This is a genomic window from Microbacterium testaceum StLB037, assembly GCF_900104345.1.
GTDB classification, from domain to species: Bacteria; Actinomycetota; Actinomycetes; order Actinomycetales; family Microbacteriaceae; genus Microbacterium; species Microbacterium testaceum_A.
Genome location: NZ_FNJN01000006.1, coordinates 143,227 through 166,337 on the forward strand (window position 1 = coordinate 143,227; position 23,111 = coordinate 166,337).

Here is a 23,111-nt window from a genome sequence, read left to right on the forward strand (position 1 = left end):
TAGTCGAGGTGAGCGGGGCCAGGGCCGAGGTAGTTAAGGGGGTGAAGCGTTATAGACTGTGGCCGTGGGCAAACTGGTTTACAACACCCTCGGGCATTCTTTCGACATCGAGGATCGGACCCTGTCCCACCTCCGAGTGGTCTTCATGAACAAGCTGCGCCGCGGCGAACCCTTCATGTTCCAGTTCCCGATGGGGGACGGCAGCGGGACCCGCACGCTCTGGATCTCACCGTCGATCCCGCTGGTCTTCCACTTCTACGGCAGTCGAGCGCCGCAGCTCAATCGTCGGTGGGTTGAAGCTCTCATGGACGAGGCGAGTTCCCCGCAGGGACTGAGCATCACGGCCGAGCCCGACCCCGACGCGGTTTCCGCCTCGGTGGGCTGAGCTCCCTCAGGCGCACTCGGCGTCGACGACCTCGCGCACACGGTCCAGGAACACAGCGAGCTGATCCGCGGTGTCTTCCGGAAGGCCCAGGGCGAATTCGCGGATGCGCGCGGTCACCGGGTCGATGGCATCCGGATCGGCGCCGCGATCGAAGGGGACGACGAACTTGCTCCGGCGGTCCGAGGGGTTCGCGACGAAATCGATCAACCCGCCCGCGCGCAGGCGGTCCAGCATCCCCGTGACCGAGGCGGTGGAGATTCCGAGCGCCTGGGCGATCTCCGTCGGGGTGACGGTGACTCCGGCGTCGGCGCGTTCCAGGATCAGACGCATTGCCGCGCGGGCGTTCTCGCTGGGACCGCAATCCGTCTGCCGCCGCCGAGCGAGCCGGGCTTCCGCGAGGCGGAGCCTTTCGACCGCGCGCGCCGCCGTCATCGCGTGATCGTCTTGCGTCTCGAGCGTCATGAGTCTCCTCGGGGTAGGCCCCGTGTAGGCATTCTAGTTAGGTCGCCGAGATTCCAGCCGACCGATGCATTCCGGCTCGAGTCCGACAAGGGAGATCACGCTGAGACTTCCCTTTCGGTTCATGTGCTCAGCCGGGCGGATCTCGTATGATCAGGGGACCGGAACCACCCGGAAGGAGACGCCGATGGGCTCACTGTTCTACGGATCTTCTCCGAGCCCGATCCGCATCCCCGATCGCGTCCTCGCCCACGTCAAGGTCGTCATCGCGACCAAGTTGCGTCGCGGCGAGAGTTTCACCGTCTCGTGGCGGCATCCATCGGATGAACCGGCCGGACGGAGCACCCTCTGGATCCAGCCGTCGATTCCCCTGCGGTTCGTGTTCGGGTCTGCGGAGCCCGAGGTGCTCGACCCCGCCCTGCTACAGAGCCTGGCGAACGCGGCGAATTCATCGAGCGGTCTCACGCTCGATCTCGGCGACAGCACCGCTGCACTCGTCGCGGACGCCCGCTGAGACTCACCGCGACGCCGTGGCGTGGCGGTGAGCGATGGCCGACATCCACTCCATGCCGGGGCACGGGGGAGCCGAACGCCCGCGCATGCGTTCCCACGCCTCGACGTAGATGCCCTCGAGAAGCGCGTCGGCGCGAGCCGCCATCCCCGTGAGGGAGAGCAGCACCGCATAGATGCGGGGTGAGGTGGCGTCGTAGAACTCGACGAAGGCGTCGCAGTCGCCCGAGGCTGCGCGCACGAGGAGGGCGTCGAGATCCTGCTCTCGACTCTCGCGGGTCGCGGTATCGGTCATGGTCACGGTGCACCTCCTTCGTCCGTGATGCCAGTCAACCGCCGTGCGCAGTCGGCGGCCTGGGGTTGCGCAATCGGGACGTGTGCCGTAGCGATCGGTGAGGGGAGCGCGGGAGCGCCGGAACGTGGCGTCAAGCCTGCCCGCGGCAACCGAGGACCGTCGTACGGTGTCTCCATGAAATCTGTCGTGCGCTGGGCTCTCGCCCTGGCAATGCTGTTCGCCGGTGTCTCGCACCTGACCTTCGCCCGCCGCGACTTCCAGGCCCAGGTGCCCGACGTGCTGGTCGAGAACGGTCCGCTCGATCGCGACGCGGTGGTCGTGGCATCCGGCGTGGTGGAGGCGGCCTTCGGGCTTGCGCTCCTCGTCCTCCCGAAGGAGCGGCGTCGGATCGGAGCCGCGCTCGCCGCCTTCTTCGTGGCGATCTTCCCCGGCAACATCGACCAGTGGCGCAAGGGTCGTTCGGCGTTCGGGCTGGACACCGACCAGAAGCGTTTCGGGCGGTTGTTCTTCCAGCCCGTCCTGGTGGCGGCCGCGTGGTGGTCCACCCGGTGACGCGACGGTGACGGATGTGGTCAGCCTGGAGCTGGTCTTCGACGACGAGACCGACTCCGCCGTCCGCGCAGAGTGGGACGCCCTCGTCAGCGCCGACCTGCCCAGTCAGGCCCGTCACCGTGGCGAGAGCAACCGCCCCCACGTGACCCTCCTCGTCCGACCGGACCTGGCGCCGTTCGATGTCGCGCCCCTGGAGGCGGCTCTTCCGCTCGCGCTCCGCCTCGGGGCCCCCGTCCTGTTCGGGAGGGGACGCAACCGGGTCATCGCACGCTCCGTGGTCCCGACGGAGGAGCTCCTCTCGCTGCACGCGCGAGTCCACGAGCTCGCCGGGCCGGGGGCCGACGTCGACCACTCGGTTCCCGGCGCGTGGACGGCGCACGTGACACTCGCCCGGCGGGTGCCGCTGGAGCGCCTGGGCGACGCGCTCGGCGTCCTCGAGGAACGAGGCGGCGAGGATCTCGCAGCGCGAGCGGTCGGCATCCGCCGGTGGGACGCTGCGACGAAGACGGTCACGGATCTCGTGGGACGTGGCACCCTGGAATCGTGCTGACCGACGACGCCTTCGAGTTCCTCCGCGAATACCACCTGGCCACCCTGTCGACCATCGGGCGGTCGGGGCGGGTGCATTCCGTTCCGGTCGGCTTCACCTACGAGGACGGCGTCGTCCGCGTCATCGGTTCGCGGGGAACGCAGAAGTTCGTCAACGCGGACCGCAGTGGTCGGGCTTCCATCTGCTCGGTCGACGGGGCGAAGTGGATCAGTTTCGAGGGTGCGGCGCGGGTGAGCGATGATCCGGATGCCGTGAGCCACGCGGTCGAGTTGTACGCCGCCCGCTACCGGCAGCCGCGGGTCAACCCCGATCGGGTCGTCCTCGAGATGACCGTCGAGCGCGTCCTCGGCTCGGCCGTTTTCCGAGGCTGAGAGGCGTATGGTGGGGTCCATGTCCCCCGTCACCTCGTCGATGCCCTCCGGGCGTGAGGGGGTCGTCGGCGCGCGGAGCGCCGACGGCACAGGCGCCGTGCACGCCGCCTTCCTCGCCGGGTGACCGGCGCGGGCGCTCGGCTTCGCCGCACGCGCCCACCTCGCCCGTCCTCTCGAGGCGGGCCTATCGCCGCGCGATTTCCCGCGCGTTCGTCGCCGCTCCGCCCCGCGCGACGCGGTTCACCGACGGGACTTTCCATGCACGCCTTCTCTGCCTCCGATCTCCGCTCCAGCTTCGTCAACGTCTCCACGCGTGAGCGCAGCTCCATCGTCATCCCCACCGACCTCGACGCGGCTCCGTGGGACCGCCTCGACTACTTCGGCTGGCGTGACGCCAAGACCCCGCTCCTCGGATTCGTGGTCGCCGACATCGACGGGAGCCCCGTCGGTCTTCAACTGCGACAAGCAGAGCAACCGACGCGCACGCGCCCGCAATGCTCGTGGTGCTCCGATGTGACGTTGCCGAACGACGTCGTGTTCTTCGCCGCCCGCCGCGCCGGGAAGGCCGGGCGCGCGGGCAACACCGTCGGAACCCTCGTGTGCGCGCGGTTCGAGTGCTCGCGGAATGTTCGGCGGCTCGATCCGCCCGCCTACCTCGGGCATGACGCCGCGGCCGCTCGCGATCGACGGGTCGAGGCGCTGCGCGCCCACGTCGACACGTTCTTCCGCGACCTGCGCGACGGCGCGTGAAGACGAACCGGACTGACCGCCCACGAGTCGTCGGCGGTCAGTCCGGTGGGTCGGCGCCGGCGGAGCGGGCGCCGCGCGGGCGCATACGAGGGGGTGCGCGCGGCGTTCACACGGCGCTCGTCGGACGCGATAGTGTTCAGTGTCTCCCCCGGACATGAGTCGACGGCTTGGTGCCTGAGGGGGAGAACGGTGTCGGTACGATCACACGGCGCGGTCGATGCGGGTTCTCCGACTCGAGACCGGCGTCCTTCGGGGCCATCTCCCGCGCGGGGCGCGGTATCGGTGCAGTGCACTGAGGCCGGAAGGTGACCTCGATGTCCGTCGACGACCGCCTCGACGCCGTCCTGAACACCCTCGCTGACCGAGTCCGTCGTCTGCGGCGCGAGCGCGACCTGTCCGTCACGGCTCTGTCGTACGAAGCCGGGATCTCGGAGTCGCGTGTTCGCGCGATCGAATCCGGACGCACCACGGCCTCGCTGGCGACCCTCGTCGCTCTCGCGGAAGCCTTCGAGATCGATCTGTCGGAGCTGTTCGGCGAGACGGCTCGGGACCGGAGCGATCGAGAACCCAAGAGCCCGTACGTCGTGCCGAGCGAGGTGACCTGGGGCGGGGACCTCCCTCCGGCGCCGTGGATGACGTCGGCCGCGCCCGCGCCCGCGTCGAGCCCCCATGTCGTGCCCAGTGAGGTGATCTGGGGAGGGGAGCTCCCCGCCGCCCCGTGGGTGAGAGGCACCCCGGCGCCGCAGACGACCTCCGTCACGCCGCCGCGAGCCGACCCTGCGCCCGCGTCACCCCCGATCGAACCGACGGAGAAGTCGTGGGGAGGCGCTCTTCCTCCGGCGCCGTGGATGGGGAGCGCCCCGGCGGCGACGACGGTCGTCTCGCCCGCGTCCACCGCCACGATCGTCCGAACGGAGATCGGCGTGGCGCCTCCGGCTCCTCTCGTGGCCGAGAGCGACGCGCCCCCGCCCACTTCGCGCTACGTCCTCGTCGCTCAGGATGCGGGTGTCGCCCGCGAACCGCGGACTTTCTCCGATCTGCGCGAGGGGGTTCTCGCAGGTCGGGAGTTCCGCTCCCTCCGGGAATTCGCGGTCGCGGCCGTCGCCGAGGCGGACTACGACGTGGTCACCGTCGCCCGGATTTTCCGCTTCCCCGTCTGGAAGCTCGAGCGGTGGGTCGCCGAGGCGGGGTACGTCGGACGCGCGTGATGCCGGGGTGCGCGCAGTGCGCACCCCGACCCCTCACAGCGCGCGGAGCTTCTCGAGAAGCGGGGCCGCGATCTCGTCGACGAAGCGCTGCTGCTGCTCGTCGCCCACCTGGACGATCGCGATGTCGGTGAACCCCGCGTCGATGAAGGGGCGGACGCTCTCGGCGAGCTCGTCGAGGTCCGGGCCGCAGGCGATCGACTCCGCGACGTCCTCGGGCCGCACGAACTGCGACGCACCCGCGAAGCCGGCCGGAGTGGGCAGGTCGGCGTTCACCGCCCAGCCGCCGGCGAACCACCGGAACTGATCGTGGGCGCGGGCCACCGCGGCATCCTTGTCCGGATCCCAGCTGATCGGGATCTGGCCGATCTTCCGCGAGGTGCCCTCGTGGTGCGCATCCCATCCGGCGATCAGATCGCCGTCGGGTTCCGTGGTGATCAGGTGGTCGCCGAGCGGGGCGAAGCGTTCGATCGAGTGCTCGCCCGACACGGCCACACCGATGGGGACGCCACCGTCGGGGGCATCCCACACGCGTGCGGAGTCGACGCGGAAATACTCGCCGTCGTAGGTGACGAGGTCGCCCGTGTGCAGCGCGCGGATGATCTCGATCGCCTCGACGAGCATGTCCTGACGCGCGTGGACGGCGGGCCACCCCTCACCCACGACGTGCTCGTTCAAGTTCTCGCCGGATCCCAGGCCCAGAGTGAAACGACCGTCGGACAGGAGCTGAAGGGTCGCGGCCTTCTGGGCCACCACCGCGGGGTGATAGCGAACGGTCGGGCAGGTCACGTACGTCATCAGCTCGACGTCGGTGGTGGCCTGTGCGACCGCTCCGAGCACCGTCCAGGCGTAGGGCGCGTGGCCCTGGCTGGTGAGCCACGGGGAGTAGTGGTCGCTCGAGACGAGGAAGTCGTAGCCGGCGCGCTCGGCACCGACGGCGTAGTCGACGAGGGCCTTGGGGCCGCTCTGCTCGGTCATGAGGGTGTAGCCGAATCGCGTCATGTCGGCCACGGTAGGGCGGGGGAATCGCGCGCTCGCCGGGGTTGCGTTCGCCACGCAGATGCGGCAGACACGACGGAGGGCCAGCGGTGCGCGCCGCGGGCCCTCCGTGACGAGGTCAGTCTTCGGGAGCGTGGATGACCTTCTCGCCCTCGAAGGTCTCCCGCTCCTTCTTCTTGTCGTCGTTGCGGGTCTTGCGCAGGCTGAGGAAGGTCGCCACTGCCACCGTCGCCGCGATGAACAGCAACGAGAACCAGATGGGGATTTCGGGCACCCACAGCAGCGGTTCGCCGCCGTTGATGAACGGCAGCTCGTTCACGTGCAGAGCGTGGAAGACGAGCTTGACGCCGATGAACGCCAGAATGACCGCGAGGCCCTGCGCGAGGTAGACCAGGCGCTCGAGCAGGCCGCCGATGAGGAAGTAGAGCTGGCGCAGACCCATCAGCGCGAACGCGTTGGCGGTGAAGACGATGTACGCCTCGTTCGTCAGGCCGTAGATCGCGGGGATCGAGTCGACGGCGAAGACGAGGTCGATGAAGCCGATGGCGATGATCACGAGCAGCATCGGGGTGACGAATCGCTTGCCGTTCTTGCGCACGGTCAGCTTGTCGTCGTTGTACTCCTCGCTCACCGGCAGGACGCGGCGGACGAACTTCATGAATCTGCCGTTCGCGGGGTCGCTCTCACCGTGCGCGAACGCCTGACGATAGGCGAGGAACAGCAGCAGCGCGCCGAAGATGTAGAAGATCCAGGAGAAGTTCTCGATGAGGGCGGCGCCCACGGCGATGAAGGCACCGCGCATGATCAGAGCGATCACGATGCCGATCATCAGCACCTTCTGCTGGTAGATCTTCGGCACGGCGAACCCGGTCATGATGATCAGGAACACGAAGAGGTTGTCGATCGACAGCGCCTTCTCGGTCAGATAACCGGCGAAGTACTCCCCACCGAACGTCCAACCGGAGAACACGCCGATGCCGACGCCGAACAGGAGCGCGAGGCCGATGTAGAACGCCGACCAGCGGGCGGATTCGGCGATCGAGGGCTCGTGAGGCTTTCGGACGTGCGCGAAGAACTCGAACACGAAGAAGGCGATGGTGATCGCGATCGTGATGATCCAGATCAGAGGGGTGACGCCCATGGCGGCCTCCAAGGGAAATAGGTGTACGGCAAGACACCAAGGTCTCCTCCACCCGGCGAGATGGGCCGACGTCCCGGGCTCACGATGGCGTGATCCGTATTGACGAGAACGTCGCGGTGGGAGTACTCCCCTTGCTGGGCTCGATTCTACGGCATCCGGCTCTGCGTTCCGGGACTGGACGACGATCCGCCCGCTGTGCTAACCGGCGGTGGATGCCGGACCCCGGCGTTCGACGGCGGTGCGCCTCAACGCGGGGGAGCGCCGCCCACGACGGCGTCGACGAGGGCCAGCATGTCGGCGGCGTCGAACTGCTCGCGGCTGAGGGCGCGCAGGATGACCGCCCCCACCAGGGCGTCGGCGGCGGCGTCGAGCCGCGGGCCCGAGACGCCGCCCATGGCCTGCGAGAGGCTCTCGACGAGAGGGGCAGCGAGGATCTCCGCGCGGAGCCGCCGGCCGGTTTCGGCGCTGCCGGCGGCCGCAGCGACGAGAGAGCGCAGCATCCCCTCGCCGTCCGCGCTCGCCCGCAGAGTGAACAGATCGGTGAGCCACGCAGCGAGATCGGTGCGCGGGTCGCCGGTGTCGGGGAGCTCGCGTCGGCCGCCGAGCAGGCGGCCCTCGAGAATCGCTTCCGCGATGACGTCGCCCTTGCTCGCCCACCAGCGGTAGATCGTCTGCTTGCCGACGCCCGCGCGTCGGGCGATGCCCTCGACCGTGAGGTGGTCGTATCCGCGTTCGACGAAGAGCGCCACCGCGGCGTCGAGGATCGCCAGACGCGCCGCCTCGCTGCGCACGGGTCCACTGCGCGGAAGAGTCATGTCACACATTCTGGACGATCGCGGGGCAAAGCGAGACGAGACGGTGCGTGTTATCTTTGCCCGGACTTGTCGGAGCCGACGGTGCTCCCTCGCGCGCACCGCACGAGAGGAACACCCCGCATGGCTGAACTGCTGCACCGCCTCGGAACATTCGCGGCTCGTCGCGCGTGGACGGTGATCGTCGCGTGGCTGGTCATCCTGGGGATCGTCGTGGGCGGGTTCCTCGTCGGATTCAAAGGCCTCAGCTCAAGCTTCGACATCCCGGGAACGGCATCCGGAGAGGTGATCTCCGAACTGCAGGGGGAGCTTCCTGATTTCGCGGGCGCCTCGGGCGCCGTGGTCTTCCGTACCGATGACGGCTCGCCCCTCACCGACGCGCAGAAGACCGCGATCTCGGCGCTGGTGACCTCGGCGGGTGACCTCCCCGACGTGGCCCGTGTCACCGACCCCTTCACCGCCCAGCAGCAGCTCGACGCGCAGCGGCAACAGGTCGTCGACGGCAGGCAGCAGATCGACCAGGCCCGAGCGCAGGCGGAGTCCGGTCAGCAACAGCTCGACGCCGGAAGGGCTCAGCTCGAGGCGGGACAGCAGAAGCTCGACGAGGCGAGGGCGCAGATCGAATCCGCGCCGCTCCCGGCCGCGCAGAAGCAGGCCCAGCTGACGGCCCTCGAGGCGCAGCAGCAGCAGATCGACCAGCAGCGGTCCGGCCTCGAGCAGCAGCAGACTCAGCTCAGCGACGGCCTCGCGCAGATCGACGCCCAACAGACGCAACTCGATGACGGGTCGGAGCTGCTCGGCTTCGCGGATGCCATCCGCCTGGTCGCGGCGGACGGATCAACGGCCATCGTGAACGTCTCGTTCAGCGAACCCCGTCTCGAGCTCTCGCAGGCGTCCAAGGACGCCGTGGTCGAGCACTTCACCGCCGCGCCCGTCGATGGGGTCGAGGTCGCCTTCAACACCGAGATCTCGCAGGGGGTCCCGGAGATCCTCGGCGTGGGCGAGGCGATCGGCGTCGCGATCGCCGCGATCGTTCTGATCGTCGTCCTCGGATCCCTCCTGGCGGCTTCGTTCCCGATCATCACCGCACTGGTCGGGGTCGCGATCGGCGCGATGGCCACGTTGTCGTTCTCGGGTCTGGTGCAGATGGCATCCGTCACGCCAATCCTGGGCGTGATGCTGGGGCTGGCCGTCGGCATCGACTACTCGCTCTTCATCCTGTATCGGCACCGGCGCCAGCTCCTGCAGGGCGCGGACGTCGTCGACTCGATCGGCCTCGCCAACGGCACCGCCGGTAATGCGGTGGTGTTCGCCGGCACCACGGTCATCGTCGCCCTCCTGGCGCTGAACATCACCGGCATCCCGTTCCTCGGGCTGATGGGGACGGCGGGTGCGGTGAGCGTCCTCGTCGCCGTGCTCATCGCCGTGTCGTTGACACCGGCCCTGCTCGGCCTCGCGGGAACGCGCATCCTGAGCCGACGCGCGCGCGGGCGACTCGTCGCCGCAGCGGCCGAAGCGCACCCTCGTCGGGCGGCCCGCGAGGGCATCGCGCCCTCGGACGTCCAGGAGCACCCTCGACGCGCCGCTCGCACGGGTGCCGTCCCGGTCGCCGCGGCCGGGGTGAAGCCAATGTCGACGTTCCGTGCCGTCGTCACGATGGTCGTGGCCACGATCGTCCTGCTGGTCGTCGCGATCCCCGCGCTGTCGATGCGCCTCGGTCTTCCCGACGGCGGATCGGAGGCCGAGGACTCGACGGCGTACAAGGCCTTCACCTGGACGGAGCAGGCGTTCGGTGCCGGTGCGAACGCCCCGCTGCTCGTGACCGCCGCCCTTCCCGGGGGAACCGCCGAGGACGAGGTGCGAGGTATCCAGCTCGACGTCGCCCGCGAGCTGTTCTCGCAGAACGATGTCGCCGCCGTCGCCCCGGTCGCGGTCTCCGACGACCGCACGCTCGCGGCGTTCCAGGTCATCCCGAAGGAGGGGCCGAACGCCGTCTCCACCGAACAGCTCGTGCGCGACCTGCGGGCGATCCCGCCCGTGGACGGTGACATCGACCTGGGGGTGGCGGGCGCCGCGGCGATCAACATCGACATCTCCGAGGGTTTGGCGAGCGTCCTGCCGATCTACCTCGTCGTGGTGGTGGGGCTGTCGTTCCTCATCATGGTGATGGTCTTCCGCTCGCTCCTCGTGCCGCTGATCGCGACCCTCGGGTTCGTCCTGTCGCTGTTCGCGACCTACGGCGCCGTGACGGCGGTGTTCCAGTGGGGGTGGCTCGGTGGCGTGCTGGGCGTGCACAACCCCGGCCCGATCCTGAGCTTCCTGCCGGTGATCCTGGTCGGCATCCTGTTCGGGCTCGCGATGGACTACCAGCTGTTCTTGGCCACGGGAATGCGCGAGGCGTGGGCGCACGGAGCGGCGCCGCGCGTGGCCGTCGCCCAGGGCTTCCGAGCCGGGCGCACGGTCGTGACGGCGGCCGCCATCATCATGGTGGCGGTGTTCTCGGGCTTCATCGCCTCGGACTCCGTGATCATCAAGTCGATGGGCCTCGGTCTCGCGCTCGGCGTGCTCTTCGACGCGTTCATCGTGCGGATGCTGCTCATGCCGGCGATCATGCACGTCCTCGGCGGGTCCGCCTGGTGGCTTCCGAAGTGGCTGGACCGGATCGTTCCCGACGTCGACGTCGAAGGGGCCGCTCTCGAGCGGCGCCACCCCGGGCATCACGGGTCGTGAGCAGCCGCGGCCGGGCGGCGCAAGCCCCGGCTCCCGTGGGAGCGGAAGCAACAGGATGCCGGGAAGGACCAATTCCGAGGAGGACGACGATGACCGATCGTGAAGAGACGCAGGACGCCCCCGTCATGGACGGCGCCACCGACGCCGGCGTGGAGGAGAAGAAGGCCGGAGCGCAGCAGCAGCGCGCGGCGGACGCCGCCGTTCACGACGACGAGCCCGCGCAGCAGGACCTGAAGGACGACCTCCGCAGCATTCGCGGATACGGCGAGGACCGCTAGGCGGACGACGGCTCCCGTCCGGAGCCGAGTGGGGGACGGGCTCGACGGGCGGGAGTCGTCGGGGACGCCGAAAGTGGCGTCATCCGCGCCGGCGATGCCGGGGCCGGGTACCGGCAGGCTACGCCGGTGCCTCGCTCCGGTCGCGTTCGCTCAGGCGATACGAAGGCGGTCCCACGGATTCTCGCGGGACCGCCTTCGTCGCTCGGGGGTTCAGGTAGTCGTGGGGATCTCGCCCGCCGCGATCGCGTCGGCGTAGGTGCGGATGTCGGGGCCGGGCTCGTAATCGATGAAGCGATCCTTGATGCGCGCGTTGATCTGCGCGAAGGCCTCGTCCGACGAGATGCCCTCGCTGTCCCGGGCGATCGCGACGACGGCCTCGCGCAGGACGGCGTCGGCGTCGTCGAGGATCTTCTGGCGGGCGGGTTCGTTCCAGCGGATGTCTGAGATGTCCATGGCCACACGGTACGGTCGGCGCCCTTCCCGCGATCCCGGGCTTGTGTCGCACGAGCCGATGTGCGCGGCAACCCGCCCGTATCGTCGTCCCGAGCGCGACACGATGGGGATATGACGAGGGATGCCGTGACGACCCTGCCGCAACGAGTGCGCGTCGCCGCGCGCGATGCCGGGTGGTGGGCGCAGGACTACGTCTACGCGGTGCGGGCGCAGGCGCGCGCTCTGCGGGATCGCGGTGCCCCCGATTCGCTCGCCGCGGGCGAGGGGACCCCGATCGTCCTGCTTCCGGGCATCTACGAGACGTGGCGGTTCATGGAGCCGCTCGCGCGTGCCCTTCACGACCGCGGCCATCCCGTGCACGTCGTGACGGAGCTCGGCGGCAACCGTCGGCCGATCGCCGAATCCGCCGGACGCGTGGCAGAGCTGTTGGTCGCTCGCGGCCTCGACGACGTGCTGCTCGTCGCGCACAGCAAGGGCGGGCTCATCGGCAAGCACGTCATGGCGTTCAGCCCCGCGGGCACTCGCGTGCGGGGGATGGTCGCCGTCGCCACCCCGTTCGGCGGGTCGCGCTACAGCAGGCTCATGCCGACCCCCTCGCTGCGTGCCTTCGCCTCGGGTGACGCGACGATGCGCGCGCTCGCCGCCTCGGCGGACGTGAACACCCGCATCGTCTCGATCTTCGGCCCGTTCGACCCCCACATCCCCGAGGGGAGCGAGCTCGCGGGGGCGAGGAACATCGTCCTGGCGCGCGGCGGGCACTTCCGCGTCCTGGAGGATCCGCGGGTGATCGCCGAAGTGTTGCGCGCCGCGGAGTGACCGGTCGGTTCAGCGCCCTCCGCCGCCTCCGCCGCCCATTCCGCCGCCCGAGAAGCCGCCGCCGAACGAGCCGCCGGAGAAGCTCCCCGACCCGCTCGTCGTCGCCACGGCCGGGGCGCTCGCCGTGTGCAGCGACCCCATCATGCCCGTGAAGGCCACGGGCGAGAACCCGCTGCCGCCGCTGTACCACCCCAGATCCGCGCCCGCTTCGCGAACGCGGGTGTCGAGGGCCTCGGCCCACTCCTTCTCCACGCCCCACACGACCGCCCAGGGGAGGAGCCGTTCGTACAGGTGCAGCACCTGCGTCGGGTCACCCGGGTCGAGCGAGGTCCTCTCGGCGCCTTCCGGGCTCTGCAGGACGCGGAGGCGATCCGCTTCGGCGAGGCTCAGGTAGTCGCGCAGGCCCCGAAGGTGATCGCGTGCCGGGGCTCCGGCATCCGTGATCCGATCCCGATAGCGCAGGACGACGAAGGTCAGGATGCCGAGAACCACCGTCGCGGGGATCGCGACGATCTGCCACCAGGCCGGTGCGCTGCCCGCTGCGGCGAGGACCAGGGCGGCCACCGAGATCGCGAAGGCCAGGACGACGCTGCCCGCGGCGAGGATCGCGGTGCCCGGTCTCTGCTTCTCGGTCCAGCCGCGCGAGCGGAGCTCCGCCGAGGCCGCGGCCGGCAGCCGCCGCAGAGCGAGGGCGACATCCTGACGGGCGGGCCCGGGCTTCACTCGTTGCCCGGCGGCCGGGGCGTCGCCGAAGACGGCGTGGACGACGGCGGCCCGAAGCGGTGTCGCCCCCGCGTCGTCGACGAACTCGAGCTCGAGCGAGCCGGGTTCCCCCGGTGTCTCGATGATGCGCAGATGACCCGCGATGGCAGTGTCGAGAAGGGCGGCCGGGATGCCGGCACCCGACCGGTGCACCAGTTCGGCGCCCTCGATCACGTCGACTCCGGAGGGCGGCCCGTACTCGGGAACGATGATGCCGCGTCCGTCCGCATCGCGACCGCGCCGACGAGCGGCGGCGGCGACGCCGACCCCCGCGAGGCCGATCCCCACCGCCGCGATCGAGCTGCCGGCCAGCGCGGGGGCCGCGTCGACCGAGAATTGCTCGAGGGGTGTTCGCACCACCTCCCCGGGAATGAACGTCCCGCGGGCGAACCCGATGGCGACGGTGAGGTTCTCGCCGGGGCCGAGCGACTGCTCCTGCGACGAGAACACGACGCCGGCGGCGCCGGATCCGCTCGCGATGTCGCACCGACGGTCCGATCCCTCCGAGCCGACGTAGCAGGCGGCCGCCCCCTCTCGCAGGAAGGGGACGAGCGCCGCGTCGACCGACAAGCGCACCGAGACCGCGCCGAAGGGCTGCTCCCACTGCGTGCCGTTCACGTCGCGGTAGAACTCATCGGCGTCCGTATCCGCGAAGGAGCGGATGGTGTCGCGCTGCGTGTAGGAGATCACGTACGTCTGCACGCCACGGACGTAGGAGTCGTCGCCGGTGAGCACCCTCACCTCGCGGCGGTCGGACTCGACCTCGAAAGGAACTGCCGCGCCCGCGGCGTCCACGACCGAGACGACACGGGTCTGCAGGGGCACCCCGTCGTAGTCATCGGGTATCGACCGGATGATGCCGCGGTTCTGGTCTTCGTCGGGGAACCGCGCGACGAGCGTTTCGGTCACCGCGAGCTCGGCGTGACCGTCGGCCGCCCGAGTGAGCGTCATCTGCGCGTCGAAGGAGTCGAAGGTGAAGTCGCTCGTATCGGCCGAAGCGGGACGAGGCGATGCGAGCGCGATGAGCAACGCCAACGCGACGATGGCGAAGGCCGCCCACGAGCGGCGGACCCGGAGAGGCGAAGAGGCGAGGCTCGGCATGCTCAGACGCTATCCGGCCGCCCGTTGCGAGCGGATCCCCCCTGCGGCGGAGTCTGGTGCGCGGTCGAGGGAACGCAGCGCTCAGGCCGCGGCGCTGGGGGTGGCCGCCGCGACCGTCCGAAGGATCGAGGGCGCGGCAACAGGGGGAGCGAACAGCGCACAGCAGGAGCGGCCCGAGACCTCGCAGGCATCGGCGACGGCGCATCGCATGCGCTGGAGGAACGCCGTCACGGCCACCGTCTCGCTCTCGGACATCCCGCGGGTCGCCTGCATCATGCGCGCGTGCATCGACCGGAGGGTCTCGCGCATCTCCTCGTCGGCGTGCGGGGTGGCGGTGATGACCACCTTGCGGCGGTCGGAGGGGTGCGGCGTGCGCCGGAGGTGCCCCGACCGCTCGAGCCGATCGAGCAGGGCCGTCACGGACGCCGTCGACACTCCGAGATGGCGGGCGAGGTCGATGGGGGTGACGTCCCGGCCCGCGCCGCTGGCCCTCGCGAGGAAGCGCAGGACGAGGAGTTCGTTCTCGCCCATCGACATGGAGTCCTGAGTGCGGCGACGCATCGCCATCTCCGCTGAACGGTACGCGCGCATCGCCTCCATGACGCGCGCCCCGCGCTCGTCTTCGACGCTGTCGCTGTACCAGTAAGACGGAGGTGCCGCGTGCTCGCTGGACATCGATCTCCTAATATCTCGCTTGCCTATTCGCTAGTCTACCTAGTAAGTTCATCAGTGAGCAACGAGCAGAGGGGTACATCATGGCGAAGCTCTACTACGGCACGACGACCGAGCCGATCCGCATCGACGACCGCATGTTGGCGCACGTCAAGGTGGTCGTCGCCACCAAGCTCCGCCGCGGTGAGAGCTTCACGCTCTCGTGGGTGCACGGCGCCGACGAGCCGGTGGGACGATCGACGATCTGGCTGCAGCCGTCCATTCCTCTGCGGTTCGTCTTCGACTCGGAGCAGCCGGAGGCGCTCGACCAGAACCTTCTCAGGCGCATGGCCAACGATGCCAACTCCTCGCGCGGCCTCAGCCTCGACATCGCCCTCGAGGAGCCCGCGGAGAAAGTCGTCCCGCCGCGGGTGTCGGCCTCTGCGTCGAAGTCGACGCGTTCCCTCGTCCGCGCGGCGTGACCCCTTCTGCGCCGCACGCGTCCAACGGGGCGGTCGTCTGGTCACGGGTGGACGCCGACCTCTCTGTCGCCACGCGCGACGGCGACTTCGCCGGGTACGTCGATCGCCGCTCCCTCGGGACGTTCCTCGCCTTCGACCCGCACGGGCGGCACATCGGCACCTTCGCCCACGCCGATGCGGCGCGGTCGGCATTGGGCGGCCACGCCCGGGATCGTCGCGAGAACCCGGCCGTCCGCGGGATGCAGTTCCTCCGCGAGGTCAGCCGCAGTGCGACGATCGCCAGACTTTTCAGGGCGCAGTCATGACCGAAACCCCAACGTGGGACGCACCCACGGGACGGTCCGCATCACCGACCCGGGGGATCCTCCGGTTCCCGGTTCTCGGTGACGTCCTCGCCTGACCGGTCGACGGGCCCCCGCGCCGCGGGCTCTTTTCGAACGAGCAGAACGGCGACCGCGAAGCAGACCCCTCCCAGGGCTCCGAAGATCAGTCGGGGCCCGGTGGGCGAATCGGCGGGGAAGACCAGGGTCGGGGCGGCCAGAACGGCCATTGCGACGACGCAGAGCGCGAAACCCATCGGACGTGGTGATCGCGAATTCATCGGACCCCTCCGGATGCGGACGTGACGCCAGCCTAGACGAGTGCCGGGAGGAGCGGCGTGAACAGACGCGAGTCGGGGCCATTCCCGACGTCACGGGGGCTGGCCCGCGCGCAACGCTGACCTCTTCCGTGAGGCCGAGGCTCTCCCCGCCGGAACGAGCTCATCGGCCGGCGTTCACGGAGGGACACCTCTTCGCCGAGGCTGATGCGGCCATCGATGACGGGTGCGCGCGATCGAAGCGATAGGGTGGCCGAGCCCGTTGCAGGAGGAGCCGATGACCGAAACCGCCGAGCGGCCCCTCGCTCGGGCGCAGGGGCTCCGAAGCGCACCACCCGCCCTCGCGGCGACGATCGGCGGTTCGGCCGCTTTCGTCAGCGCTGCGCTCATCTGGATATGCCGCCTCTGGGAGCCCGGTGTGCAGTACGTGAGTCAGCTCGGTGCGACGGCGATGCCCACCGCGCCCCTGTTCAACACGGCGCTGCTTCTGCTCGCGATCGCCACGGTCCTGCTCGATAGATCGCTCGCCGGGCGGGGCGAAGGTTACGGTGCCGGGTGGCCCGTCGCCACGACGCTGCTCGTGTGCGGGTTGTGCTTCGCCGTGGCATCCGTCGTCACCTGCTCGCCCGGATGCCCCATTCCTTTCACCGAGGGCGCCCTTCCCCAAGACCTGATCCACATCTCCTTCGCCGTCCTCGGGTTCCTGTCGGCGATCGTCGCCATGGGACAGGTTGCCGCGAGGCCTCGGCGTCCCTGGATGCGCGCGGCCTCCGTCTTCACGCTCGTCGCGGTCGGTGCCACATCGCTGACCGGCGCGATGATCGCTCTTTCCCGTGGTGACACGGTGCTCGGCGGCAACCTGGAGTTCGCCGCCGCGACGCTCGCCATCGCGTGGTTCGGGGTCTGGGGCCTGCAGGTCGCCTCTGACATTCGGCGAAGCCACCCGGATGTGTTCGGGGTGCGCGCGTGAGTACCCCAGGAGATGCGTTCCGGCGACTGCGGCGCATCGCGGGGTGGCTTGCACCCCTGGCCGCATTCGCCGTCATCCTCGCGGTTGTCCGGTCAGCGGGCGTACCGCTGACACTCCCCGGCATCGTGCTCGCGATCATCCTTCTCGGTGCCGCGCGCCTGTTGATCGGACGAGCTCGCCGTCACCGGCGCGACCGCTCCGTCACACGTCCTCGGGGCTCTCGATGAGTCCCCACGCGTGGGCCGCTCGGATCGCACTCGACCGATCCGACGCCTCGAGCTTCCGGTAAAGACTCCGCAGCTGCGTCTTGACCGTATTCGGGGAAACGGAGAGCTCGCGGGCGATGACGGCGATCGTCGCCGACGGTGTGAGGTGGTCCAACACCACCTTTTCGCGGGTGGTGAGTTGAGGCACGCTCGCCGATGACACGAAGTAAGACGCGCGCGCTTCGATGTGAGCGCGTGACGTGGACGACAGCGTCTTCACGACCACCGCGCGGTCTTCTGGCGCCAACGCGCTCCAGGGGCTCCACAGATCGTGTCGGATACTCAGCGCTTCGGCGCGCTCCAGGGTGGGGCGGCGGGAGGCGGCCCCACGCAAGCGCACCTCGGCCACGATACTGACGACGAGGCTCTCGAGAGTCGTGCGTGGGGAGGGCTCGTGCTGGCGGCCCCACTTGATGCTCAGGACGAAGGCGTCGTGCGCTCGCCCGGCGTACAGCTGAGACAGCGCGATGGCGGGAGCGGTGAGGGGGGAGAGCATGAACGGGCCCTCGAACAGGGCGAGAGCGTCCCGTGCTTGCCGGAGCGCGATGAGCACTTTCGCTCGCGTCGTCAGGAGAAGCGTCGACTGGAAGTGCGAGGGGGGTGTGCTGCGTATTGCTGTCGTCCACGTGCGCAGCACTTCGAGCGCGTCGGATGCGGCGCCCGACACGAGGAGCGTCAGGACGTGGGCCGACGCCGCGTAGGGCCACAGCTCGCGAGCCGCGGCGGTGGAAGACAGGGCGTCGAAGAGCGGGCGCGCCTCTTCCGCTTCGCCGGCCTCGAGGAGGACCCACGCGGACGCCAGTCGGAGGCCTTCACCCCAGGGAGACGCCACCCAGGTGTCCGAGCACTCCGCCTCGACGAGTGCTCGCGCGGTGCGCACGTCACCTTCGAGCAGAGCGATGACGGCGAGGGCGCCGCGCGCCCGCAGCCGCTGCGCAGGTAGCGCCGTGTGCTCGGCCCGTGACATGCACTCGCTCGCCGCGCGCAGCTGCCCCATGGCGAGGAAGGTCATCGCGACCTGATACCACCCCTCGGCCTTCGTCTCGAGTTTGAGATCTCGCGCGCGGCCGAGGGCGTCGGCAAGCATGTCCGACGCTTCGGAGGCGAGTGCGAATCGCCCCGCGGCGCGAAGAAGACTCACACGGATGATCAGGGCGTCGGGGCGGCCCGCTGTGACGCTCGAGACGTCGGGCAGGCGGTTGAGAGCGGAGGCCACGAGCGAGGGTGTCTCTGCTGACACAGCGGTCTCGGGGTCGAGGGAGAGCAGCGCCTCGACGACCACCGGAGCTGAGGACGCGCTCGATCGGAGCCGCGCGAGGGCGCGCGAAAAGCCGTCGGCGCTGCGCGCCCAGACCTCGGACCCCGACCTGCGCAGGATCCCGGCCAGGGTCGTCCACTGTCGCGCGTCCGCGGCGAGCCGGGTCGCCAGCAGGGACTCGCCGTTCGACACGAGATGCTCGAGCAGCCGGAGCCGGGCTGCGGACACCCGGGAAGGCTGCTTCGCGGTGATCTCCTGGAACCACCGCTCGCGAATCGGCTCGGCCAACAGCGCGCGCGTCGTGCCGGGCCAGACCACACCCGCGCTCTGGAGCCGATCGAGAAGATCGGGGGTGGCCCCATTCTGCGACTCGACGCCGAGGGCGCGGGCGAGGGGCTCGGTGACGTAGGGGGCGAGAGCGAGGAGGCGGAGATCGTCCGTGACCGGTGCACCCAATCGCGCCTCCATGTCGCGGGTGAGCGCGGCGCTCGCGTAGGCGGCCGCCGTGGCGGCTTCGCCGCGCGTGTGGAGGGGGAGGCCCTCCAGGCGGAGCCGAGTGCTGGCCAGCTGGACGAGGGCGGGCCACCCGTGCGTGTGTGCGGCGAGCTCGTCGGTGGCGGTGTCGGTCGACTCGACCCCGTTCACGGCGAGGACCGATGCGACCTCTTCCCGGGTCATCAGCAGGTCTCCTGAGGGGAGCGCCTGCACATCGAATTCCAGTGCGACGAGGGGATTCTCGAAACCCGTCGGCTGGCGGGTGGCGACGACGATTCGAAGGTTCCGGTCGGCGCGCAGCAGATCGAGCAGATGGTGGGTCGAAACCCCGCGTCCTTCGACGTGATCGTCCACGAGGAGAACATGGGAGGCGGGCCCGTCTGCGAATGCCTCCGCGATATGCGGAAGGGATTCCGGCGACGTGAGGGCGCCGTCGATGAGCTGTACGCCATGCTCGATGTCCGAGGCAAGAGCGTCGGCGAATTGGCGCAGCAGCGCGGTCTTCCCCACGCCGGTCGGTCCACGGAGCAGGACGACATCGGTGCGCAATGCCGCTTCGAGACGGCCCAGCGCCTGTGGACGCGGTGCCCAGAACCGGCTCGTGCGGCGGGCGGCTCGAACGCCGATCACCATGTCATCCACACCGATCAACATCGGGACCTCCAGGAGCGAAAGGACTGCCGCCCTTCTGAGGTGGGGCTGCGGTCGACGCGGTGAACTCCCACCCCGTCGAGAAGATCCTGCGGGTTTTGCGCACGATGGTCGGACGAATCTCGCAGGTTTCATCCCCCGCGTCATCCCCGATTCACCCCCTCCGCATCACCCTCTCGGGCCGGTACGTCCTTCGCCTGGTCGCTCGCCGTTCTCGCGTCAAGAGCGGCGTCGCCTCGCCGTGCTCGGAAGAGGGGGCGTTGGGTGAGCCGTCGTCGGTCGTCCGGGTGATGCCGCGGGTGAAATATTCGCCGTCTCTCGTGATCCGCGTCCGATGCGCGGTGGCTTCCCGGCGCTCTGATCAGGGGAGTGGGCGGGCGCGGGGGCGTGGTGCCGCCCCGGCGCCGGCGCCCCCTGGGCTGGTGCGCCGCGCAGGGGCGGGTACGCGGGAATGACCGGCTCGGGCTCCATTCCGGGGGCTTCGCTCTCTGCGCGGGGCACGGGCGGTCGGGTGACGACACGAAGACTGCCTGGCGCGTTCCACCTCCGGCCGCCCGTCCTTCGCCCGCCTCGATCCCCACCGTGGGGGTCGCGCCCACCGACCGGGCATGTATGCATGTTCATGTGAGCGTTGACTTCCGATCAAGCTGGTCTCATGAACGACGCGCCCGACCCCTGGACAGAGTTCGCCCGCGAGTTGGGCGTGCGCATGCTCCGCGCCCGCGCCGAGAAGCAGATGTCTCAGGAGCAGGTCGCCCACGAAGCGGGGCTCGCGACCTTCACCTATCGGAAGCTCGAGAAGGGGGAGTCCAATCCCGGGACCGCCGCGAACCCGCGTCTGCGCACCTTGGTGGCCCTGTCGGATGTCCTCGGGATCGCTTTGCCCGACCTGATCCCCACCCCGCCGAAGGGGCTCCCGCCCGGACGGTGACGGCGGTGTCGGAGGTTCGCGATGTAATGCGTTCGTGCCCACCAGTGTTCGGTTCGCCGCCCGCGGCGACCCCGACGGAAAGGTGTCATGCATGACTCGGCAGTCTCGCGCCAAACGGACCTCCGGTGCCCGAAGGTGTGCCTTCCGCTGGTGCGTCACAGAGCACGGCTCCACCGCTCATCCCGACGACGAAGATCACCGCAGCGCAGGCGTCGGAGTCAGCGCGAGGGTGCGAGACGCGATGGGGTTCGGCCCCGGCCTCCTCGCGGAGGTGGAGATCGGTCTGCTGCGACGGACCACCGATGCCGAGACGTGGGTGATCGTGGAGACCGGGATCGGGGCGTCCGTTTCCCTCCCGGTCAGCGCGGTCCGCGAACTCGCGATCGGTCTTCAGGAGGAGGGGGAACTCGTCGCCCTCCTCGCTCCCGAACCCGAGACCCACTGATCTCCTGCCCAGGAAGGACAGCGCGCCGATGGCGGAGGCGTCGACGGGACCGTTCGTCGGTCCGCGACGAGTCAGCCGCGGCGGCCGAACGTCCTGCGCACGATGCGCAAGAGGCCGAGGAAGCCGAACAGGCCGACGACGGCGCCCAGGACGGCGAACAGGGTGATGGACCCGCCGAGGACCGGCCCGCCCCCCGCGATCACCAGGACGACGGCGAGGACCACGGCGGCGATCGAGACGAGCGTGGTGGCGATCTCACCCGTCGCCCGGCCGAGGATGCCGCTGACGTCCTCGCCGTCGGCGCTGCGCAACGTGATCCCGATGGACCCCTTCTCGACGCCCGTGAGCAGGGCGTCGAGGCGACGGGGGATCTGTTCAAGGCGAGCGAAGGCGATGACCGTTTGCGCCTGGAGGTCGGTGGCCATGCGCTTGACCGACACCGTCCGACGAAGGAGGCTCGGCATGAGCGGGAGCGCTCGACCGACCATGTCGAAGTCATCGACGATGACGCGCAGGCACCCTTCGAGAGTGGCGAAGCTCCGGAAGGCCGAGGCGAGTTCGCCGGGCAGAGCGATGTGGTGCTGGCGGATCACGTCGACCATTCGCGTGAAGATCGATCCGTGCCCGCTGGTGCGCAGGTGCTCGGTGGTGAGGACCACTCCCACGTCGTGTCGGAAGGCGTCGAGGTCGGCGTCGTCGGGGGCGTCGACGATGAGGAGCAGGGCGTCCGTCGCCGCGACATCGTTCTCGCTGAGGGCGGCGAGGAGGAAAGCTGTCATGTGCTGACGTCGACTGCGCTCGATGACGCCGACGGCGCCGAAGTCGATGAGCCCCAGGGTCCCGTCGCTCTTCAGCAGCACGTTGCCGGGGTGGAGGTCCGCGTGGAAGACCCCGTACACGAGGATCTGCTCGAGGACGGTCGCCATCAGTGTCTCGGCGAGGCGATCGCGCTGCGACGGATCGAGGTCGGCGATCAGCGGCGCCGCGTCGCTCAAGGCCGTTCCGTCGACGAGACCCATCGTGAGCACGCGTTGGCCGGACGCGTCGGAGAAGATGCGCGGAACGCTCACGAGCCCGCGGCGTCCGGGTTCGGCGCGATCGATCAGTTCGAGGGTCGAACCGATCATCTGCGTGTTGCGGGCCTCGATGCGGTAGTCGAGTTCTTCGAGGAGGGTGGTGGTGAAGCCGCGGGCGACCGATTCGATACGGAGATCGCGTCCGACGCGTGTGCGCGCCTCGGCCCGGTGCGCGAGGCGGCCGATGATGTCGGCATCCGCCTCCACCTGCGCCCGCGCGGCGGGCCGCTGGACCTTGATGACGACGTGGGTGCCGTCGAGCAGCCGCGCGCGGTGTACCTGTGCGACGGAGGCGGCGGCGAGGGGGACTGGGTCGACCTCGGCGTAGACCGCATCGATCGACTGGCCGAGGTCGCTCTCGATGACCGCGCGCACCGTTTCCCAGGGAAGCGTCGTCGCGCTCGTCTGCAGGGAGGCGAGGGCGCTCAGATACGGCTCGGGAACGAGGTCACGACGGGTCGAGAGCACCTGGCCGAGCTTGACGAAACTCACCCCGGCATCGTTGATCGTCGCCACGATGGCTCGCGCCCGTTCCTCCGAGGTGCTCAGTTGCTCCTCGACGCGCGCGCGTCCGCCGTGGAAGAGCCACCCGACCCCGTGCCGAGAGGCGATCGCGAGGATCTCCAGGTACCGCCGGGTCCGTTTGCGCTGGCGGAGCGCTGCCCGCACGACGTCGATCGGATTCGGGAGGGGGCGCGTCGGAAAGATCGCCTCGCTCGCCACGAGGGCGGCGACGCCGAGGGCGAAGACCCATGCCAGCGAGAGCGCGATCAGGCCCGCCCAGATCCAGCCGTCCTCCGCGGGAATGGATGCCGAGGAATCGGGGAACCCGGTCTGTCGCAGCGTCCATCCGGCCGAGGGTACTCCCAGGAGGAAGACCAGCAGACCGACGACGATACTGCGCGGCCAGCCCACCGCGGTGCCGAGGACTCGACGCGCGACGAACCCGACGAGGAGCGCCGAGACGACGGCGGTGATCGAGATGAGGAGGCTGGCCATCACGTGGTCAGCGTAGCCGGGCGAGGCTCAGGCGATCCGGGCGAGCCCGCAGCGGTGGCAGGCCCACCAGGCTGCAGAGCCTCGCTGGACGGGTTCGGTCACGCCCCCGCAGGACGCGCA

At 69.8% G+C, this 23,111-nt stretch carries 25 protein-coding genes; 15 read left to right on the plus strand and 10 right to left on the minus strand.

From position 1 onward, the window contains the following. Nucleotides 1–64 precede the first annotated feature (64 nt). Nucleotides 65–385: a DUF7882 family protein gene (locus BLS25_RS13555; RefSeq protein WP_056228297.1), complete on the plus strand. Its 321-nt coding sequence runs from the start codon at nt 65–67 to the stop codon at nt 383–385. Between the two features lie 6 nt (nt 386–391). On the opposite strand, the gene BLS25_RS13560 is transcribed toward BLS25_RS13555, so the two are convergent. Next, nucleotides 392–847, minus strand: a complete 456-nt coding sequence (locus BLS25_RS13560) for a MarR family winged helix-turn-helix transcriptional regulator (RefSeq protein WP_056226316.1) — start codon at nt 845–847, stop codon at nt 392–394. A gap of 184 nt (nt 848–1,031) precedes the next feature. Here BLS25_RS13560 and BLS25_RS13565 point away from each other — a divergent pair, with 184 nt between their 5' ends. Further along, entirely contained in the window at nt 1,032–1,358 is a 327-nt protein-coding gene (locus tag BLS25_RS13565; RefSeq protein WP_074696441.1) for a DUF7882 family protein, read from the plus strand. Between the two features lie 3 nt (nt 1,359–1,361). Here the strand turns inward: BLS25_RS13565 and BLS25_RS13570 are convergent, their stop codons facing one another. Beyond that, nucleotides 1,362–1,655, minus strand: coding sequence for a sigma-70 family RNA polymerase sigma factor (locus tag BLS25_RS13570; protein WP_074696443.1), 294 nt, complete (start codon nt 1,653–1,655; stop codon nt 1,362–1,364). Nucleotides 1,656–1,823: 168 nt separating this feature from the next. Between BLS25_RS13570 and BLS25_RS13575 the strand changes: the two genes are divergently transcribed. From BLS25_RS13575 to BLS25_RS17255, 5 genes are all read left to right on the plus strand, one after another. Beyond that, entirely contained in the window at nt 1,824–2,201 is a 378-nt protein-coding gene (locus tag BLS25_RS13575) for a DoxX family protein (protein ID WP_056226325.1), read from the plus strand. Between the two features lie 16 nt (nt 2,202–2,217). After that, nucleotides 2,218–2,751: a 2'-5' RNA ligase family protein gene (locus BLS25_RS13580; RefSeq protein ID WP_074696445.1), complete on the plus strand. Its 534-nt coding sequence runs from the start codon at nt 2,218–2,220 to the stop codon at nt 2,749–2,751. Then, nucleotides 2,745–3,122, plus strand: a complete 378-nt coding sequence (locus BLS25_RS13585) for a PPOX class F420-dependent oxidoreductase (protein WP_081349852.1) — start codon at nt 2,745–2,747, stop codon at nt 3,120–3,122. The genes BLS25_RS13580 and BLS25_RS13585 overlap by 7 nt, the downstream gene beginning before the upstream one ends. 258 nt (nt 3,123–3,380) lie before the next feature. After that, nucleotides 3,381–3,872, plus strand: coding sequence for an FBP domain-containing protein (locus BLS25_RS13590; protein WP_056226331.1), 492 nt, complete (start codon nt 3,381–3,383; stop codon nt 3,870–3,872). A gap of 314 nt (nt 3,873–4,186) precedes the next feature. Next, complete coding sequence (locus BLS25_RS17255; protein ID WP_056226335.1) at nt 4,187–5,080, plus strand: helix-turn-helix domain-containing protein; 894 nt, start codon at nt 4,187–4,189, stop codon at nt 5,078–5,080. Between the two features lie 33 nt (nt 5,081–5,113). On the opposite strand, the gene BLS25_RS13600 is transcribed toward BLS25_RS17255, so the two are convergent. The 3 genes from BLS25_RS13600 to BLS25_RS13610 form a co-directional block, all read right to left on the minus strand. Further along, nucleotides 5,114–6,079 (minus strand): LLM class F420-dependent oxidoreductase, encoded by a 966-nt coding sequence (locus BLS25_RS13600; RefSeq protein WP_056228305.1) that lies wholly within the window; start codon nt 6,077–6,079, stop codon nt 5,114–5,116. A gap of 115 nt (nt 6,080–6,194) precedes the next feature. Beyond that, the gene (locus tag BLS25_RS13605; RefSeq protein ID WP_056226338.1) at nt 6,195–7,217 is read right to left on the minus strand and encodes a TerC family protein; all 1,023 of its coding nucleotides are present in this window, start codon (nt 7,215–7,217) and stop codon (nt 6,195–6,197) included. 245 nt (nt 7,218–7,462) lie between these two features. After that, entirely contained in the window at nt 7,463–8,032 is a 570-nt protein-coding gene (locus BLS25_RS13610; RefSeq protein WP_074696447.1) for a TetR/AcrR family transcriptional regulator, read from the minus strand. Nucleotides 8,033–8,152: 120 nt separating this feature from the next. On the opposite strand from BLS25_RS13610, the gene BLS25_RS13615 reads away from it, so the two are divergent. After that, nucleotides 8,153–10,759 carry an MMPL family transporter gene (locus tag BLS25_RS13615; protein ID WP_074696449.1) on the plus strand — a complete coding sequence of 869 codons (2,607 nt, stop codon included), beginning with the start codon at nt 8,153–8,155 and terminating at the stop codon, nt 10,757–10,759. Between the two features lie 89 nt (nt 10,760–10,848). Next, on the plus strand, nt 10,849–11,037 hold the full coding sequence (locus BLS25_RS13620) for a hypothetical protein (protein ID WP_056226347.1): 189 nt from the start codon (nt 10,849–10,851) through the stop codon (nt 11,035–11,037). 210 nt (nt 11,038–11,247) lie between these two features. Here BLS25_RS13620 and BLS25_RS13625 read toward each other — a convergent pair whose 3' ends face one another. After that, complete coding sequence (locus tag BLS25_RS13625) at nt 11,248–11,490, minus strand: hypothetical protein (protein ID WP_074696451.1); 243 nt, start codon at nt 11,488–11,490, stop codon at nt 11,248–11,250. 111 nt (nt 11,491–11,601) lie between these two features. On the opposite strand from BLS25_RS13625, the gene BLS25_RS13630 reads away from it, so the two are divergent. Continuing rightward, nucleotides 11,602–12,306 (plus strand): esterase/lipase family protein, encoded by a 705-nt coding sequence (locus BLS25_RS13630; protein ID WP_074696453.1) that lies wholly within the window; start codon nt 11,602–11,604, stop codon nt 12,304–12,306. Nucleotides 12,307–12,315: 9 nt separating this feature from the next. Here BLS25_RS13630 and BLS25_RS13635 read toward each other — a convergent pair whose 3' ends face one another. Both BLS25_RS13635 and BLS25_RS13640 read right to left on the minus strand, forming a co-directional pair. Beyond that, nucleotides 12,316–14,169 carry a DUF2207 family protein gene (locus BLS25_RS13635; RefSeq protein ID WP_074696455.1) on the minus strand — a complete coding sequence of 618 codons (1,854 nt, stop codon included), beginning with the start codon at nt 14,167–14,169 and terminating at the stop codon, nt 12,316–12,318. An 81-nt stretch (nt 14,170–14,250) separates the two neighbouring features. Further along, on the minus strand, nt 14,251–14,844 hold the full coding sequence (locus tag BLS25_RS13640; protein ID WP_081349853.1) for a MarR family winged helix-turn-helix transcriptional regulator: 594 nt from the start codon (nt 14,842–14,844) through the stop codon (nt 14,251–14,253). Nucleotides 14,845–14,924: 80 nt separating this feature from the next. On the opposite strand from BLS25_RS13640, the gene BLS25_RS13645 reads away from it, so the two are divergent. The 3 genes from BLS25_RS13645 to BLS25_RS13660 all read left to right on the plus strand — a co-directional run bounded on the left by BLS25_RS13645 (nt 14,925) and on the right by BLS25_RS13660 (nt 16,870). Further along, nucleotides 14,925–15,302 (plus strand): DUF7882 family protein, encoded by a 378-nt coding sequence (locus BLS25_RS13645; protein WP_056226360.1) that lies wholly within the window; start codon nt 14,925–14,927, stop codon nt 15,300–15,302. Beyond that, complete coding sequence (locus tag BLS25_RS13650) at nt 15,299–15,607, plus strand: hypothetical protein (protein WP_056226363.1); 309 nt, start codon at nt 15,299–15,301, stop codon at nt 15,605–15,607. The genes BLS25_RS13645 and BLS25_RS13650 overlap by 4 nt, the downstream gene beginning before the upstream one ends. 570 nt (nt 15,608–16,177) lie before the next feature. After that, nucleotides 16,178–16,870 (plus strand): DUF998 domain-containing protein, encoded by a 693-nt coding sequence (locus BLS25_RS13660; RefSeq protein WP_056226368.1) that lies wholly within the window; start codon nt 16,178–16,180, stop codon nt 16,868–16,870. A 201-nt stretch (nt 16,871–17,071) separates the two neighbouring features. Here BLS25_RS13660 and BLS25_RS13665 read toward each other — a convergent pair whose 3' ends face one another. Then, on the minus strand, nt 17,072–19,522 hold the full coding sequence (locus BLS25_RS13665; protein ID WP_256335598.1) for a LuxR C-terminal-related transcriptional regulator: 2,451 nt from the start codon (nt 19,520–19,522) through the stop codon (nt 17,072–17,074). A 673-nt stretch (nt 19,523–20,195) separates the two neighbouring features. Here BLS25_RS13665 and BLS25_RS13670 point away from each other — a divergent pair. Both BLS25_RS13670 and BLS25_RS13675 read left to right on the plus strand, forming a co-directional pair. Beyond that, the gene (locus tag BLS25_RS13670) at nt 20,196–20,471 is read left to right on the plus strand and encodes a helix-turn-helix domain-containing protein (RefSeq protein WP_056226374.1); all 276 of its coding nucleotides are present in this window, start codon (nt 20,196–20,198) and stop codon (nt 20,469–20,471) included. A 241-nt stretch (nt 20,472–20,712) separates the two neighbouring features. Next, a complete protein-coding gene (locus tag BLS25_RS13675) occupies nt 20,713–20,916 on the plus strand; it encodes a hypothetical protein (protein ID WP_074696459.1) in 204 nt (67 codons plus the stop codon). 71 nt (nt 20,917–20,987) lie between these two features. On the opposite strand, the gene BLS25_RS13680 is transcribed toward BLS25_RS13675, so the two are convergent. Continuing rightward, complete coding sequence (locus BLS25_RS13680) at nt 20,988–22,991, minus strand: ABC1 kinase family protein (RefSeq protein ID WP_074696461.1); 2,004 nt, start codon at nt 22,989–22,991, stop codon at nt 20,988–20,990. Between the last annotated feature and the right edge of the window lie 120 nt (nt 22,992–23,111).

Coding starts and splice junctions, on each gene's coding strand:
- BLS25_RS13560 (WP_056226316.1), bottom strand. CDS start 847: ATGACGCTCGAGACGCAAGACGATCACGCGATGACGGCGGCGCGCGCG.
- BLS25_RS13565 (WP_074696441.1), top strand. CDS start 1,032: ATGGGCTCACTGTTCTACGGATCTTCTCCGAGCCCGATCCGCATCCCC.
- BLS25_RS13575 (WP_056226325.1), top strand. CDS start 1,824: ATGAAATCTGTCGTGCGCTGGGCTCTCGCCCTGGCAATGCTGTTCGCC.
- BLS25_RS13590 (WP_056226331.1), top strand. CDS start 3,381: ATGCACGCCTTCTCTGCCTCCGATCTCCGCTCCAGCTTCGTCAACGTC.
- BLS25_RS17255 (WP_056226335.1), top strand. CDS start 4,187: ATGTCCGTCGACGACCGCCTCGACGCCGTCCTGAACACCCTCGCTGAC.
- BLS25_RS13600 (WP_056228305.1), bottom strand. CDS start 6,079: ATGACGCGATTCGGCTACACCCTCATGACCGAGCAGAGCGGCCCCAAG.
- BLS25_RS13605 (WP_056226338.1), bottom strand. CDS start 7,217: ATGGGCGTCACCCCTCTGATCTGGATCATCACGATCGCGATCACCATC.
- BLS25_RS13610 (WP_074696447.1), bottom strand. CDS start 8,032: ATGACTCTTCCGCGCAGTGGACCCGTGCGCAGCGAGGCGGCGCGTCTG.
- BLS25_RS13615 (WP_074696449.1), top strand. CDS start 8,153: ATGGCTGAACTGCTGCACCGCCTCGGAACATTCGCGGCTCGTCGCGCG.
- BLS25_RS13620 (WP_056226347.1), top strand. CDS start 10,849: ATGACCGATCGTGAAGAGACGCAGGACGCCCCCGTCATGGACGGCGCC.
- BLS25_RS13625 (WP_074696451.1), bottom strand. CDS start 11,490: ATGGACATCTCAGACATCCGCTGGAACGAACCCGCCCGCCAGAAGATC.
- BLS25_RS13630 (WP_074696453.1), top strand. CDS start 11,602: ATGACGAGGGATGCCGTGACGACCCTGCCGCAACGAGTGCGCGTCGCC.
- BLS25_RS13635 (WP_074696455.1), bottom strand. CDS start 14,169: ATGCCGAGCCTCGCCTCTTCGCCTCTCCGGGTCCGCCGCTCGTGGGCG.
- BLS25_RS13640 (WP_081349853.1), bottom strand. CDS start 14,844: ATGTCCAGCGAGCACGCGGCACCTCCGTCTTACTGGTACAGCGACAGC.
- BLS25_RS13645 (WP_056226360.1), top strand. CDS start 14,925: ATGGCGAAGCTCTACTACGGCACGACGACCGAGCCGATCCGCATCGAC.
- BLS25_RS13660 (WP_056226368.1), top strand. CDS start 16,178: ATGACCGAAACCGCCGAGCGGCCCCTCGCTCGGGCGCAGGGGCTCCGA.
- BLS25_RS13665 (WP_256335598.1), bottom strand. CDS start 19,522: ATGGTGATCGGCGTTCGAGCCGCCCGCCGCACGAGCCGGTTCTGGGCA.
- BLS25_RS13670 (WP_056226374.1), top strand. CDS start 20,196: ATGAACGACGCGCCCGACCCCTGGACAGAGTTCGCCCGCGAGTTGGGC.
- BLS25_RS13675 (WP_074696459.1), top strand. CDS start 20,713: ATGGGGTTCGGCCCCGGCCTCCTCGCGGAGGTGGAGATCGGTCTGCTG.
- BLS25_RS13680 (WP_074696461.1), bottom strand. CDS start 22,991: ATGGCCAGCCTCCTCATCTCGATCACCGCCGTCGTCTCGGCGCTCCTC.